This is a genomic window from Shewanella saliphila, assembly GCF_014648295.1.
Taxonomy (GTDB): Bacteria; Pseudomonadota; Gammaproteobacteria; order Enterobacterales; family Shewanellaceae; genus Shewanella; species Shewanella saliphila.
In genome coordinates, this window is record NZ_BMQV01000068.1 from 1 (window position 1) to 16,449 (window position 16,449).

The window sequence follows — 16,449 nt, forward strand, 5'->3', positions numbered from 1 at the left end:
TACTGCTTCATCTTTAAATGCCTGCGGATAACTCTTATGTGATTTTTTTAAACTCATATCGACCTCTTAATTTATTGACCATACTGTCTCAAAATTAAGTGTCCGATGGAATTAGACCAGAACAGTGATTAACTGCGCAAAATATAACTAAGCTGCGTTTTAATTACACAAATACGCCTATTAATTTGTGTGTCGTTAATACAATGATGCGTCACAGAACTTCAACTCAATGGTATCCTGTCCACTATGGCTAAGTTTTACTCATTCAAAATAATAAAACGATTACCGTCCTTGTCAGTGCCGTGATAAATAGTAATACTAGGCTAAAATATAAAAGTTAAAATACTGAGTTGTCATAAGCTTATGTTAAAAATAAACCCAATAAAATTAATTGCCTTACTGTTATTAATGTGTGTCAGCGGGTGTGAGCAATCGGCTGAAAATGGCCAGCCTAAACTCACCCCAGAACAAGTTTCACTTGGATTTTTTCAAGCCATTTACATCGACAAAGATGTACAGAAAGCCAAACAGTTTGTGGCCGCAGATATTGCAGAGGTGATGGACCATTACCACATTGCTTCGGCAGTGCAGCGCCATGTACTCGGGTTATCGATGAAACAAGTTACGATGTCGATTGATGAAATTGATATCGACTTTTTCCGTAAATTTACTGACGATGTTACCGTTGTGGTAAAAATGGAAGGATTAAAAGGTGGCCGCAAGTGGGTAGACGATCGCACTATCCGTTTACATAAAAAAGGCAACTCTTGGGTGATTGTTGAAATCCTACCCGAAAAAGGCAGAATTGAAGGTTAATATGACAAGTTAACCAATAAAATTAATTAAAAAAATAACCAATAAAAATAGCAGCCTAGGCTGCTATTTTTATTGCTGTGTCGCGGAGTATTTAATGTGCTGGTATTGATACCGTGACATTAATATGCTCGTTCAAACATCTTATTCTTCGTCAGAAGGTAAAGACTCTAACACGTCATCTTTTACTTGGTAATAAGCATTTTCGTATTCATGAACTTCCATAATCACTCCAGTATTTCTAGGTCGTAGGGGGAGAAGGCCTGTCTTATTTTGTTCACTGATTTGTGTACCTCTCAATACACAATATCGATGTGAGGGATGACATTTACCTTACACAGAGAAGAGTTCCAATCACTTTCTTCTGCTGGCGAGTATAGCAATACTCCATTCGGTTTCAAACAGCGAATTACAGAAAACTTTCAGTTTTGTACGTTTTTTGAGTCAATTTCAGTAAAAAACACTGTTTTACGATAGAAATAATGAAAGACTTTCAAAAAAAATAACACGCCCATGCGAACATCGGTGTGTTATCGAGAGTACAGAAACAGAAGTGTCTACTTACTAATTGAGTGAAAACCGCAGTGACTTATACCTGGTTAATGTGATTTAAAATCCGCTTTTCTGAAATTGGATACGCAGTACCCAGCACCTGTGCAAAACACGAAACACGATATTCTTCAATCATCCAACGTGCCTCTATTAACGCTTGTGGCATGGGCTGTGATTTAGGCACCTTAGCCGATTGTGCTGTTAATGCATCTTGTACTTTACTGATACTGTGCATATGCAGGCGGTCACGGGTGGGATCAACCGGCAATTTCTCTAAGCGGTTTTCAATCGCTTTGAGATAGCGCGCCACATCGGTTAGGCGTTGCCAGCCGCAATCTTCGACAAAGCCTTTGTACACTAAACTCTCTAACTGGGTTTGAATGTCACTCATGGCAAAAGCAATGTCTAAGCTGATTTTGCCTTTTAAGCGTTTTTTTATTCGCTGATAAATGGTTAGCACTTGTTCTACGTTTAAGGCGATTTGCTCAGCGGTGGGATTGAGTTCCTGGCGCACCCACTCTTTAGCTTGCTCAAACTGTGCTTCATTACGAATATCTAATTGCTTTTGATCGAGTAACTGCTGCACTGCCGCATTGATAATATCTTCAATCAGTATTTGCACCTGGCCAAACGGATTAAAGTACATCGCAAGTTTAGCTTTATTCGGCAGTGCTTTTTGTAAATGCTTAACAGGCGACGGAATATTGATTAACAACAACCGGCGTAAGCCCACTCGATGATGGCGCAAGGCTTCATGCTCATCATCAAACAGCTTAATCGACACGTCGGTTTTGTTATCGATAAGGGCCGGATAGGCTTTAACCTCGTAGTTACCTTTACGTTGCTGATACTGCACAGGCAAATCACCAAATGTCCAACTGGTAATCGCTTGCTGTTCAATGCCTTTATCTGCCACCTTACGGATAGCTTTAGCCACTACGCCTTGCAACTGCCCTTTAAGCGTTTCTAAATCCCGCCCTTGCGCCACCAGGCGACCTTTATCATCTTCAATCTTAAAGTTCATTTTAAGATGTTCAGTAATTTGGGTTAAATCAAAATCGTCCGCTGAAATACGCACGCCACTCATGCGCAGCAATTGCTTGCACATTGATTCAATCATCGGCAGTTCAAATGGCTTCATTGCTTGATAACAGGCACGGGCATAATCAGGTGCTGGCACAAAATTACGGCGTAAGTTTTTCGGTAGCGACTTAATCAGTGCCACCAGCTTTTCTTCACGCAGCCCTGGCACAAGCCAATCAAAATCACTGTCATCGATTTGATTTATGAGTGCCACAGGAATATGCACTGACACACCGTCATCAACATTACCGGGCTCAAAGTGATAGCTCACCGTTAAGCCTAGGTTGGCTTTATGCCACACCTCAGGAAAGTCTAACGCCGAAATGTGATCGGCACTGCGCTGCATCAACAAGGCCTTGCTGTAATCTAATAAGTCAGGGGTGTGTTGACGGGCTTTTTTCCACCAGGCAAAAAACAATGGCGCGTTATAAATGCCTGCGGGGATCAGTGGCTCATAAAAATCCACCAGCACTTGCTCGTCGACCAAAATGTCACGTCGACGCGACTTATGCTCAAGTGATTCGATGTCGTTAAGCAGTTTTTGGTTATTAACAAAAAACGCTTCTTTGGTTTGTAACTGCCCTTCTGCTAATGCGCTGCGTACAAAAATCTCACGCGCCTCAACAGCATCAATTGGGCCATATTGCACCCGGCGGCGATTCACAATCGTTAAGCCATATAACACCTGGTTTTCAAGTGCGACAACACTGCCCGCTTTAGCCTCAAAATGCGGTTCTAAGTAGTTCTTTTTTACTAAGTGACAGGCTAAAGACTCGGCCCATTCAGGTTCAATTTTGGCACAGCAACGAGCAAACAAACGCGATGTTTCGGTAAGCTCTGCGGCCATTATCCACTTAGGGCCTTTTTTAGCTAAAGGCGAGCCCGGGAACACAAAGAACTTACGGTTACGGGCACCTAAATATTCGTTGTTTTCCCCTTTAAAACCAATATGACTTAACAAGCCAGACAATATGGCTTTGTGTAATTGCTCATAACTGGCGGCATTGTCGCTTACTCGCCATTTTAGCTCGTGTACCGCTTGTTTGACCTGGGTGTATAAATCTTGCCACTCACGTACACGCAAATAAGCGAGGTATTCATCGCGACATTGCTTTCTAAATTGGCTGGCCGACAACTCGTGTTTTTGATCTTTAACGTGATCCCACAGTTTTACCCAGCTGACAAAATCTGAGTCTTTATCGGCATAGCGGCGATGACATTCATCGGCTGCTTGTTTTTTGTCAATGGGGCGCTCACGTGGATCTTGAATAGACAAACCTGAGGTAATCACTAACGCTTCATGCAAACAGCCCAATTTGTTGGCTTCGATAACCATTCGAGCTAAGCGTGGATCAAGCGGGATTTTGGCTAAGTCTTTACCCAATGGAGTCAGTACTAATTCGCCACGCTGTTTTTTAACGGCTTGTAATTCTTCGAGCAATAAAAAACCATCGCGAATATGTTTTTGATCGGGCGGCTGAATAAACGGAAAACCGGCAATGTCGCCAAGGCCAATCGCCAACATTTGCAAAATAACCGAAGCCAGGTTGGTGCGCAAAATTTCAGGGTCGGTAAATTCAGGACGCTGAATAAAGTCCATTTCATCATAAAGACGAATACAAATACCAGGCCCGACACGGCCACAACGACCTTGGCGCTGATTGGCACTGGCTTGAGATATCGGCTCAATTGGCAAGCGCTGTACTTTAGTGCGATAGCTATAACGACTAATACGTGCGGTACCTGGGTCAATCACATAGCGAATGCCCGGAACCGTTAATGAGGTTTCAGCCACGTTGGTGGCTAACACTATGCGCCGGCCTATATGGCTTTTAAACACCTTAGATTGCTCGCCGTAAGACAAACGCGCATACAAGGGTAAAATTTCAGTGTCGCGATATTGTTGCTTACGCAGTAAATCGGCTGTGTCACGAATTTCGCGTTCACCGTTCATAAATATCAAAATATCGCCGGGACCTTCAGCGATTAATTCATCGACCGCAGCAAAAATGCCGTCGCTAACATCTAAATCAGCGTCGTTATCACGTACCAGTGGCCGGTATCGGGTTTCTACTGCATAGGTACGGCCTGATACTTCTATAACCGGGGCATTATTAAAATGCTTAGAAAAACGCTCAACATCGATGGTTGCCGAGGTAATAATGACTTTTAAATCGGGGCGTTTTTTCAGTACTTGCTTTAGGTAGCCTAAGATAAAATCAATGTTAAGACTGCGCTCATGGGCTTCATCGATAATGATGGCGTCATATTGATTTAAAAAACGATCTGAAGTGAGCTCCGCCAGCAAGATCCCGTCGGTCATCAGCTTTACATAACTGTTATCGCTAATGGCATCGGCAAAACGGACTTTAAAACCAACAACCTCACCTAATGGGCTATTAAGCTCATCGGCAACCCGATTTGCAACACTGCGAGCAGCTAAACGACGTGGCTGAGTGTGTCCAATAAGGCCGCGTGTTCCTAAGCCTAATTCTAAGCAAATTTTAGGTAGCTGAGTGGTTTTACCTGACCCCGTTTCACCGGCGACAATCACCACCTGGTTATTGGCAATGGCTGAAGCAATGTCTTCACGCTTTTGCGATACGGGCAGTTCGTCTGGGTAACTAACAGCAGGTCTTGCTTGCAAACGTTGCTGCGCTTTGGCGTAGGCTTTTTTTGACTCTTCGGTGAGTTGCGCTAACGTTTGAGATTTTTTTTCAGACTCAGCTTCTTTATTGATACGAAATAAGCGACGACGGATTTTTGCCGCATCGGTTTGATAACAAAGATTGAGATACGCCTTAGAGAGCGGGTGAAGGTCCGAATTCAAATCTGATTCCCTTGCTTACATCGAAAAAAAGCGATCCTAGCAAGGAAAACAGCATAATGGTATTGATTTTGATGATTGTTATGCAGGAGTGAGATAACACTGTTGCATATAGGTATTCATCGCTTTTAGTACATTGGTGCGATTAATGGTACCGATCACTTTTCCACTGCTTATTACTGGGTATATTTTAGGTTTAGCACCGAGCATTTGTTCAGCTAATTGTAAAATACTGTCATCTGGCGCTACAGATAACACCGGACTTTTCATACAATCTTCAACAATACTGGTCATGTCGCAGTGGTAGCTACTTTTTAACATCACAGCTAAACAATCTTGTTGTGATAAAAAGCCCACTAATTCGCCTTTTGCATCTACAACCGGTGCACCACTTTTATTGTGTGTAAGCAGTTGCTCAACGGCAATGGCTAACGACATATTTTTAGTGAGTAACACAGGACGTCTATCCATGTGATCTTTAATTTTAATCGAATCCATATAACCCCCAAAATGCACAACAATTGATGTACATATAAACCTAAAAAGCATATCGATTAAAATCGATATGCTTTAAGTCTAGTCAAGAATAATTATCTGGACAGTAAATTTAACCGATTAACTTAATCGGTTAAAAACAATTAGTTTTCGCGCCATATCATTACCTTGGCTTCTTGTCCTTGATGACGAGTTGCACGGTACATTCCTTGAGTATTAAATGGCGTAGCAATGTTACCTTGTTGATCAATCGCGATAACCCCACCAGTGCCACCAGCAGTCACTAAGGTCTGATTAATCACCTCGTCTGCGGCTTGGATAATGGTTTTTTGTTGGTATTTTACTTTTGCGCAAATATCGCCAGCCACTTGGTAACGTATAAAGTATTCACCATGACCGGTTGCAGATACCGCACATACACCATTTTCAGCATAGGTACCCGCGCCAATGACTGGTGAATCACCGATACGGCCAAAACGTTTAGCGGTCATGCCACCCGTTGACGTCCCGGCAGCCAAATTACCCTTTTTATCAAGCGCAACTGCGCCAACGGTACCGTATTTATAATTAGCCTTTAATTGGCTAACCGACGCTTGATAATCGCCGCCGTTAACTTGCTCGGCCTCAATAATACTGGCTTTAGCGTCAAGTAATTGTGAGTAACGATGTGCAGTATCAAAATGGTTATTAGGCACCAAACTAAATTGTTGGGTCAACGCAAACTCTTCCGCGCCGTCGCCATACAACATGACATGGGGAGATTTATGCATAACTGATATCGCTAAATCGATCGGATTTTTAATGTGTTTTACGCCGGCAACGGCACCCGCATTCATGCTTTTACCGTCCATAATAGAAGCATCAAGTTCATGGCCACCATCAAAGGTGTACACAGCACCAACCCCGGCATTAAATAATGGGCTATTCTCTAGAATGTTAATTGCCGCTTTGACCGCATCAACACTTTCTCCCTCCTGTTCTAGTACTTGGTAGCCACGATTAACCGCTTCAGTTAGCTTGTCGCGATACGCTTGTTGTTCTGCGGTCAGGTTCGCAGCGTATATGGTGCCTGCACCGCCGTGAATGGCGATGGTGATCGGGCTTTGTTGTTGAGCAAGTGCGTTGTTAGCGCTAAGCCCTAAACATAAGGCAAAGGTTAAATATAATTTATTCATGATCGGCAAGTCCTTGAAACACGTATATCTTTGTAACCATTTATCTGACTTATTACAATGATATTGTTGCGAGTTTTCATCTTTATAGCGACAATAGCATTCTAACCATGGTGACACATGTCGCCAGCATCATTTTTGGAAAATTTGCTTAATTTGTCCACTCAACGCATTACTTTTGGCCAGTTGTTGTTATTATTTTTGACCTTATTGATGTCAGGTTTTGCGCTGGCTGACGCAAATTGGTTAAAAGTGAACATCAATGGCGCCAACAAAAAGCTGACCAATAATATCAATGCACATCTGGGCACCTTACCTAACTCTGATGTGCAACGCAGAGCGTTTTTATTCACCGTCGAGGACAACACTCAGGATGCCTTAGAATCGATGGGCTATTACCATGGCATTGTCGATATTGATATTAACGAAACTGAGTCTGGCCCCTGGGAGCTTAATCTCAATATTACTCCTGGTGATCCGGTTATTATTCAATGGGTTGATATTAATTTTACTGGTGACATGCTGCAAGATGACATGTTTGCTTTATGGCTAAACACCCTGAAAATAAAGCCCGGTGACACCTTAAATCATGGGGTATATGATTCAATAAAATCACAATTGGTTACCCTTGCACTGGCAAGAGGGTATTTTGATGGCCAATATACTCGCTCAGAAATCAGCATCAATCGTGATTTAAATACCGCACAAATCAATTTGCAGTTTGATTCCGGTAAACGTTATGTGTTCGGAGAAGTCGATTTTAATGGCAGTACATTGAATGAAGACGTACTAGAAGCGTTAATTCCGTTTGATGCCTCTGCCCCCTACGCAACTCAGCAATTAACCGAATTTAACCGTAACCTATTAGATACAGGTTACTTTAGTAACATTAAAGTCTTGCCACAAATCGATAAAGTCGACGGCGGTCTTGTCCCTATAAAAGTAGAGTTAAGCCCAAGAGCAAGCCATTTAATTGAAGTGGGTTTAGGTGCTGACATTGGTAACAGTACCGAAGACACCTTTGAGCCTAGGGTAAAACTCACATGGCGGACCCCGCAAATTAACCGTTATGGTCACTTTCAAGAAACCACGGCAGAATGGTCTCCTGAGCGACCTAAAATCTTAACCACCTACACCATTCCATTGAGTCATCCGTTAAAAGATCAGCTAAAAATAAAAGTCGGTTTGTTACGCGACACTTATGGTGTGACTCAAGATTATGACGAAGACAGTCGGTCTTTTGAGGATACAGGCCAATTAGAGTCAGAAAAATATCTACTCGGTTTGTCTAGGCAATTACGCTCGCAGCACAATTGGTTATATGGCTACTCTCTTGAGTCCATTAGAGAATTTTATGAGCAAGAAGATATCGATTATGATCCGCGCTTTTATTTAATGGGTTTTAACCTCACCAAAACAATCCGTGGCGATAATACATTGGATCCCAAATCGGGCTTTCGCCAAACTTACAGCGTGCAATATGCCGATCCGTCTTTAGGATCGACCATCCGTTTAGCCCGTTTACAGGCTCGCTTTAAGTGGATAGAAACGATATTCGATAATCACCGTTTTGTGGCGCGCATTGATTTAGGAGCCAACATTGCCAGTGATAATGACATTAGCCAAATCCCACCCTCTTTACGTTATTTTGCCGGTGGCGATCAAAGTATTCGCGGTTACAGCTATCAAGAACTTGGCCCTTATATCGACTATACCAATAGCGATGGCGGCTTATCTCGTCAGGTTGTCGGTGGACGTTATTTGGCGGTGGGAAGTATCGAATATCAATATTATTTAACCCCTACCTGGCGAGTCGCCAGCTTTGTGGATGCCGGTAATGCTTTTGATACTGGTCAACTTGAACCCGTTGTTGCTGTTGGCGGCGGCGTTCATTGGATTTCCCCTATTGGGCCGATTAAACTGGATTTAGGTTTTGGTTTAAAAGAAACCGAAACGGTTGCGCGCTCTTATCGTTTCCATTTAACCATGGGGACAGACTTATGATAGACAAAACAACACCACAACCCCCACCAGTGGATGAACCCACACAAGCCACAACAAAACAAAAGCGTGTGCCGTTGAGTTTACAAGCCAAAATATGGCGTTCAATTAAGCTCTACACCCGCATTTTGGTCTATGTACCACTGGTATTGTTAATGCTGATCGCGGTACTAATTGGTACACCTTTTGGCAGTAAAGTGACGGTTGTGCTAGTTAATCAATTTGTTAGCGATATAACCGCTCACTATCATTCAGGCACACTTAATGACGACTTAAAGTTAGACCAATTAACATGGTCAATGCCCGGCATCAGTGTTGCAGCGCAAGACGTTGAACTTAATTGGGTACCTACTTGCCTTATTAACAGCCAGGTGTGCGTGTCAAACCTCTCTGCATCAAAGCTTAGCGTTGATATTGTCACAGATGATATTCCTCATAGTGCGCAATCCGAAGAAGCCATAGCCCCTGAACAACCCAGCCACCAAGAGTTGCTATTACCCATTACGATAAGCCTAAATAAAGCGCAATTTAAACAAGTTGATGTCACTGTTAATCAGATGACCTTTCACGCTGATGAGTTAGCAACAGAAGCCATTTGGAATGAAAGCGGATTGCAAGTTGACCGATTAAGCAGCTTAGGTTTGATGGTTAACATTCCAACTAACTCAACGCCAAACCAACAAGAGCAGGAAGACGACAGCAGCGAAAACGACTGGCCATTAGCCAGCTTGCCACAAATACATATGCCATTTCCGCTAAAAGTAAAACAGTTCGAGGCAACACAAAGTCAGCTGATTATTGGGGAGCGCATTGATCATTTTAGCCTCATCAGATTAGGGGCTAGTTTTAGGGCGTTCCAGCTGAGTATTAGTCAATTAGACATCGAACATGATTATGGTGATTTGACGGTTATTGGTGATCTCGCGTTTGAACATCACTATCCGCTAACCCTCAAACTCCAGGCTAATATCAAAGACGTGACTGAATTGCCCGGATTAACCAATCACAGCTTACGTCTTGAGTTAACTCAAGATTTATCTCAGCTAAATATTAATGCCATCGCCAAAGGTGATAATCGATTTAATTTGGCTGCAACTGTAGACCTCACCTCAGCACAACTTGCTTACCAGCTCGAGCTTAACGATGCCTATTTACAATGGCCAATGCTGCAACCACAGTATATAACCCAAATAAAACAGTTAACTAGTAAGGGGAATTTACACGACCAAATAGCCAAACTACAGGGGCAATTGACCACCCCTTATCACCCTAACCTTGATATTGTTGCCGATATTGATAATCGTAATAAAACACTTAAAGTTAATCAGTTAAGTGTAAAATCTATTGCCGGTAACGTAGATTTAGATGGCCAGTTATCCTACAAAAATGATCTCAACTGGCAAGCAAACGTAATAACCAATGATATTAAGCTGCAGCATATCGACTACCTCACTCAATCTACCCCAATGACAAGCCTATTTAGTGGCCGCTTTACCAGCCAGGGCGTGGTGAGTAAAAACGACTGGCAATTGGCGATTGAACAGGCAGACCTTAGCGGACGACTTAATGGCTACCCACTTAATCTACAAGGCAATATTACAATTAACCAGGCGCTCGCAGTCAATGCAGATAACTTGCAAGCACACGCACTAGGAGCACATTTAATCGTAAACGGCACCGCCGACACGATTTGGGATATCGATGCTGAACTCAACGTACCCGATTTAAAACAATGGCTTAAAGGCGGCCGCGGTAGTATATATGCCAAGGTCGATGTCAGTGGTAATAGTGCTAATCCGATTGTGGATGTCGATGCGCAAATTAATAAGTTAAGTTACAGCGGCAGTAAAATCGATAACGTGTCATTGGTTGCCAATTATCGACCTTATGAGCAACATCGCTACAGTATCGACATGAAAAACTCATTGTTGTTTTGGAATAATTACAAATTAAGCGAACTTACCTTACACAGCGAAGGTGATCAACATCAGCAACAAACCACACTGACAACCCTCGGTGATATTGTGATTAACAGCCAATTGGCCAGCTCCAGCGATCTAAATAAACAGCTATTCAAGGGCACGTTAACTCAGTTCGATATGGCTAATGCACTTGGTATGTGGCAACAGGACAACCCAATTAGCATAAACTGGGACCAGTCAAAACAAAGTGGCAACCTCAGTCGCTTTTGCCTCGTGCACCCACACAATAAGCTTTGCTTAGTTAACGACATCAGTTTAGGTCACACGGGGCAAGCAAACATTAATTTCTCAGGAAACCCAGGGCAGTTACTGGCGCCAATTTTATCAAAAAAAATCACCTGGGATGGCCAAGCAGCCCTCACCAGCGAAGTGAATTGGGCCAAAGGCAAAAAGCCAACTGTTGACTTACAGTTTACCTTAATGCCAGGCAATATTACCCTCACCCGCGCCAAAACCAAACCCGTAAGCATTGATTACCAACAATTATTACTGCATGCATCACTTGACGAAAAACAGGTCACCAGTAACCTTAGCTTTAATTCATCTGGTATTGCTAATTGGCAGAGCCAACTGAGTGTCAACATTACTCCAGACAGAACACTGCAAGGTAACATTGATATTAATGAATTAAACTTGGCCCCATTTGGTGAGTTTTTCCCAAGGCTGGCAACCTTAGAAGGCATGCTGTCCAGCCGATTAACCTTAAATGGCTCGCTTATGGACCCACGCGCATCGGGCAACATTAAGCTCAGTGACGGTGCACTTGCCCTCTCATCTAACCCAACATTGATTGACAAACTGTACCTGTCTTTAGCGCTTGAAGGTCAACAAGGACAACTGAGTGGCCAATGGCATATGGGCGATGGTGAAGTAAGCACCAAGGGCACTTTGACGTGGCCACAAGGCCAGTTTAGTGGTGACATTAATGTTAAAGGCAGCAATTTAGCGGTTATTCAGCCGCCAATGGCAATTTTAAATGTCTCCCCTGACATAAACATGACGTTTGATGAGAAACTCTTTGCCGTTAAAGGCCAAGTAAATGTGCCATCAGGGCAAATTAAAATTGTCCCGCTAGCAGAAGGCGGCATCGCAGTATCAAATGATGTGGTGTTTAACGACTCTATTTCTGAAATGACGGTGAAAACCAGCCCGTATGCCATTACAGCAGATGTGAAAGTCAATGTTGGTAAAAACCTCACCATTGATGGTATGGGCCTCAAAGGAAAGCTTTCTGGTAATTTATTATTACAACAACAAGCCTTTAAACCGCCAATGTTATTTGGCGATATTAAGGTCACTAATGGCAGTTACAAATTTATGGGGCAAACACTCACTATCGATACTGGTGAGGTTCAGTTTGTCGGTCCAACATCCGTGCCTAATCTGAATATTGAAGCCACCCGCGACATTAAAGATGAAGATATCACCGCAGGCGTAAGAGTCACCGGCACCCCAATGCGTCCGGTTGTGACATTGTTTTCAAGCCCGGTCAAAGAGCAAGCTGAAGTACTATCTTATATTTTAACTGGTAAAGGTTTTACCTCTACCTCAAATGAACAAAGCAACTCATTGATGATGGGCGCGGCACTCAGCTTAGGAGCCCAATTTGATGGTGGCGCCATGAACAGCATCGGCAGTACTGCGACAGGACTCATTGAGAAATTTGGTTTCTCTAATGTACAACTAGATACCAATGATGACGGTAAGGTTGCCGTGAGCGGCTATATTGGTGAAGATTTAATGATTAAATACGGTGTAGGTGTATTTAACCCTGGGTATGAGATGACCGTACGCTATTATTTATTATCACAACTGTATCTAGAGAGTGTATCAAGTACCTTGAGCCAATCGTTAGACATTTACTACAGCTTCGAAATCGACTAGGTTCTAGCATAAAATTAAAACACAAAAAAAGCGCCCTTAGGCGCTTTTTCTTTCAAATTAGCAATTAAGCGAATTTGAAGTCAAAGTGTTCAATCATTGGCTTGAACGCGTGACGTTGTACAGCTTGTACACGTACTTTGATTTCTTTACCATCTAAAACGATAGTCAAATCAGAAGTGTAGAAATCATCATTTAATTGAAGGTTGATGACATCTTTGTGTGCCATCTGGATTGATACAGGCTCTTGACCAGCACCATAGATAACTGCAGGAACTTGACCAGCATGACGTAGGCGGCGGCTCGAACCTTTCCCGATTTCAGTGCGGGTTTGTGCGTTGAATGTGTAAGACATAAGATTAGTCACTCACTTAATAATAAAAGTATAAAGGCGCCATCATTTTCGACCAACGATGACTCAAATAAAGCGCGCGGATATTACCATAACCATTAGCGCCTCACAAGTGAATGTTAACCCCAACGCCTCACCGGTCCACAATCGACATGAATAAAGCCATCACGAGGATAAAAACCAACACCTCCAAGCTTTAAAGACACCGCCGCGTCGCGAAGGTTTTTAGTGCTCACACCTGGAATCGCAATATCCATCGCCATACCTTTCATGTGGTAACTCTTTTTGGCAACGCCATTACTTTTCGACGCTAACATCTTGTTGGTTTTAGGTGAACGATAAGCTGAAATAACATGGATTTCATCTTCATTATTTAAGGTAAGCTGCAATTTATACAAATACTCAAATAATCGCTTATCTATAGGCGCAGCTACATTTTGGCGATGATCGCGTAGCACCTGATTAAACTCAGTCAAAATGTCTGCTTGATATTGGCCATCAACCCAAAAACTACCTTGGCTGCTTTCGCCTGTATGGCGATTATAGAAATGAAGGTCTTTAACACCGTGAGTAGAACGGCTTGCTTGCGCGGTATTGGGCAACATAGTTGCCACAGCGGCACCGCTTAAGCCCAATAAAACTTGCCGACGAGTTATGCACTCAATTGTCATTTACACACCACTTTAATTACTAATTTACATTACTTATCGGCTATTAAAGCACGATTTTCGTCATCACAACGCTAAATTCGCATTGTTGCTTTTTTATCCAACTGATGAGTAAATTAAACATTAATACCGATAAATGCAAGTCTGGTAATGTAGGGATAGTCGATTGACACAAAAATAGGGGTAATAGTGTGATACCGCTCAAGCGGTTAGCTAAAACAAGATGTTCATTAACTTTGCTTCATTTAAACAGTTATCGTGTCGTTTTACGGTTTCGGTTAGTGCCATCGTTATTGCACGACACCTTTAGGGTGTTCTTTTTGACTTAACAAGTTCAGAGATTGGGGAGGTATCAATTGATAAATATCATCGCGATACTGAGCAAGGTGTTGTTCATCTACCCAAGCTGGCCAATACACCATGTGTACAGGTAAAGTCGACGACAAAGCAAACCACTGAGTTTGAGTGTAATTAGGCTGTAAGCGTTTCCAGGTACGCTTATCGATAACCAAACGATTAGCAAACCAATCGGCCAACAACTGTATTTTTTCAATACGCACACATCCAGACGATAAATCACGATCTGATTGAGCAAATAAAGACTTGCTTGGAGTGTCATGTAAATAGATGTTTTGATCATTATTAAAATGAAATTTATATCGACCTAGCGCATTATCACCACCAGGGCGTTGCACCACTCGATAAGGAAAGCGTCCTCTGGCCTCTTGCTGCCATTGCTGCGGTGTAAAATCAACTCGATTACCCTCATAATCAAACACATCAAAATGTTTGTCAGTAAAGTAATGACCGTTTTGTCTCACATGCGGCAGAATATCTTGGGTCAGCAATTGCCTTGGCACTGTCCAAGTCGGGTTAATAATGATATTCGATATTTGTCCTGTCATCTGCGGGGTTTGTCGATACGGCTTTCCGACAATCACTTTCGATGACAACACCACCTGATCTTTGTCGACTAACGCCATTTGAAATGCGGGGATATTAACCAACAAATAAGGCTGCGGTAACTGACTCAGATAGGTGGTTTTTTCCACAAAACTTTTGGCTAATATTGTTGCCCGTTGTTGAGGAGTTTGGTTTAACCAAAATAAGGTTCTTGGGCCAATAACAGCATCGGCCTTTAAACCATGACGAGACTGAAAACGCTGTACACTCTTAGCTAAAGCGGGCAAATACACCACTTCATCAGCAAGGTATTCATTGGCGTCACCGAGTAACCACAGGCGCTGACTAATTTGCTTGATACTAGGATGCCCATCACCGGGTCGCAGTAAGCCGCCAGGCTCAATTGCTTGCCACTCTTGTGTTTCAGCTAACCACATAAACTTACGCAGATAATTTATGACCCCAAGGTAATCATCTACTGCAGGTTCCAAGGCTATATTTTTATCAATCACAGATGCATGACGGTCTAACGTATCAAATGGCAATAATACTTGTTTTTTATGCCAAAAATCAGCAACACTTTGTTGAATATTATCGATGTATTCTAATTGCTGAGCAGCAGAGCCTGTTTGCAAAATGGCGAGGTATTTTTCACGCTCAGCCGTGGGCTCAGCTAAATATTGCAGTAATAGGTGTTGAGTTAAATTTTTGTATTGCTCAGAGGCTTGAGCCAATGAAGAGGGTAGCAAACACATCAGCCATAAACTGATGATACTCACAACGACTGAGCGCTTCGATTTGTTAAGCATGCACTTCCCCATCCGCCATTACACCTCCATATTGTCACGTTTCACATCATGGTTAAATCGCTAAATTGATTATGGCAAAAAATATCACCTTTGAATGACAGATACATTTAAGCAACAAAACTTCATACCAAAGCGTTACCTAAGAGTGTATTAATCAAGCAAACACATAAAAAATAACCAGTTAACATTAAATAATGAATAGACAACTAGGAACAGTGAATATGAATTGATATAAGGTGCGCTGCAGTCTTTAAGCGTAGAGGAACCAATGAATAAAAAACAACTTATCCAATCGATGGCAAGCCAACTGGATATCCCTCAAACTCAAGCCAAACCACAGCTTGAGCAAATTTTACACGTCATTCATCAAGGTTTATCGGAAGGCGAGAAAATCTATATTCCTCAATTTGGTACATTCGAATTACGTTTCCATTTACCTAAAACTGGCCGAAATCCACAAACGGGTGAAGCCATCGAGATTGACGGATTTAATCAACCAAGCTTTAAAGCTTCACCAGCATTAAAGGCATTACTCAAATAATGAACAATTCTAAACCTTATGGAAAGAATGGTTAACTAATTTAGTTAAACTTTCAGCGATTTTAAATAACTACACCTTCACAAAGTTAATCTTGATTTAAGATTTAAATCAATAGCATAACAACATTCAAGCCTCCAAATGTTAGAGGCTTTCATAATTAATCACTCCTAATAAAAATAGAATAAAAGGAGACATCTGTGAATAATTTGGCTTGTAATAAATCCAAACATTTTATTAAATTCAGATACCGGCGTTTTTCAAGACAGTTGTCGCCTAAATTGTTAAGCAACTTCTTTATGTTGCTCTGGATTTAACGCCACAGCGCCTATTGGTTGCCAGTTTCGCTCTTCTTTTGACCATCGCTCTGGAT

The 16,449-nt window shown here is 42.2% G+C and carries 10 protein-coding genes; 4 read left to right on the forward strand and 6 right to left on the reverse strand.

Annotated elements, in window-relative coordinates:
• Positions 1-408: 408 nt before the first annotated feature.
• A complete protein-coding gene (locus IEY48_RS19380) occupies positions 409-816 on the forward strand; it encodes a hypothetical protein (RefSeq protein ID WP_229786592.1) in 408 nt (135 codons plus the stop codon).
• Positions 817-1,402: 586 nt separating this feature from the next.
• Here IEY48_RS19380 and hrpA read toward each other — a convergent pair.
• The 3 genes from hrpA to IEY48_RS19395 form a co-directional block, all read right to left on the reverse strand.
• A complete protein-coding gene (gene hrpA / locus IEY48_RS19385) occupies positions 1,403-5,278 on the reverse strand; it encodes an ATP-dependent RNA helicase HrpA (RefSeq protein ID WP_188923206.1) in 3,876 nt (1,291 codons plus the stop codon).
• A 78-nt stretch (positions 5,279-5,356) separates the two neighbouring features.
• Positions 5,357-5,773, reverse strand: coding sequence for a CBS domain-containing protein (locus IEY48_RS19390; RefSeq protein ID WP_188923207.1), 417 nt, complete (start codon positions 5,771-5,773; stop codon positions 5,357-5,359).
• A gap of 140 nt (positions 5,774-5,913) precedes the next feature.
• Positions 5,914-6,945, reverse strand: a complete 1,032-nt coding sequence (locus IEY48_RS19395; RefSeq protein ID WP_188923208.1) for an isoaspartyl peptidase/L-asparaginase family protein — start codon at positions 6,943-6,945, stop codon at positions 5,914-5,916.
• A 210-nt stretch (positions 6,946-7,155) separates the two neighbouring features.
• Between IEY48_RS19395 and IEY48_RS19400 the strand changes: the two genes are divergently transcribed.
• On the forward strand, positions 7,156-8,946 hold the full coding sequence (locus tag IEY48_RS19400; RefSeq protein ID WP_188923215.1) for an autotransporter assembly complex protein TamA: 1,791 nt from the start codon (positions 7,156-7,158) through the stop codon (positions 8,944-8,946).
• Positions 8,943-12,809 carry an autotransporter assembly complex protein TamB gene (gene tamB / locus IEY48_RS19405; protein ID WP_188923209.1) on the forward strand — a complete coding sequence of 1,289 codons (3,867 nt, stop codon included), beginning with the start codon at positions 8,943-8,945 and terminating at the stop codon, positions 12,807-12,809. Before IEY48_RS19400 ends, tamB begins: the two co-directional genes overlap by 4 nt.
• 64 nt (positions 12,810-12,873) lie before the next feature.
• On the opposite strand, the gene rplY is transcribed toward tamB, so the two are convergent.
• The 3 genes from rplY to IEY48_RS19420 all read right to left on the reverse strand — a co-directional run bounded on the left by rplY (position 12,874) and on the right by IEY48_RS19420 (position 15,538).
• The gene (gene rplY / locus IEY48_RS19410) at positions 12,874-13,161 is read right to left on the reverse strand and encodes a 50S ribosomal protein L25 (RefSeq protein WP_188923210.1); all 288 of its coding nucleotides are present in this window, start codon (positions 13,159-13,161) and stop codon (positions 12,874-12,876) included.
• A 116-nt stretch (positions 13,162-13,277) separates the two neighbouring features.
• Positions 13,278-13,829 (reverse strand): peptidoglycan L,D-endopeptidase MepK, encoded by a 552-nt coding sequence (mepK, locus tag IEY48_RS19415; protein ID WP_188923211.1) that lies wholly within the window; start codon positions 13,827-13,829, stop codon positions 13,278-13,280.
• A 287-nt stretch (positions 13,830-14,116) separates the two neighbouring features.
• Positions 14,117-15,538, reverse strand: a complete 1,422-nt coding sequence (locus tag IEY48_RS19420) for a L,D-transpeptidase family protein (protein WP_188923212.1) — start codon at positions 15,536-15,538, stop codon at positions 14,117-14,119.
• Between the two features lie 268 nt (positions 15,539-15,806).
• Between IEY48_RS19420 and IEY48_RS19425 the strand changes: the two genes are divergently transcribed.
• Positions 15,807-16,079, forward strand: coding sequence for an HU family DNA-binding protein (locus IEY48_RS19425; RefSeq protein WP_188923213.1), 273 nt, complete (start codon positions 15,807-15,809; stop codon positions 16,077-16,079).
• The last annotated feature ends 370 nt before the right edge of the window (positions 16,080-16,449 follow it).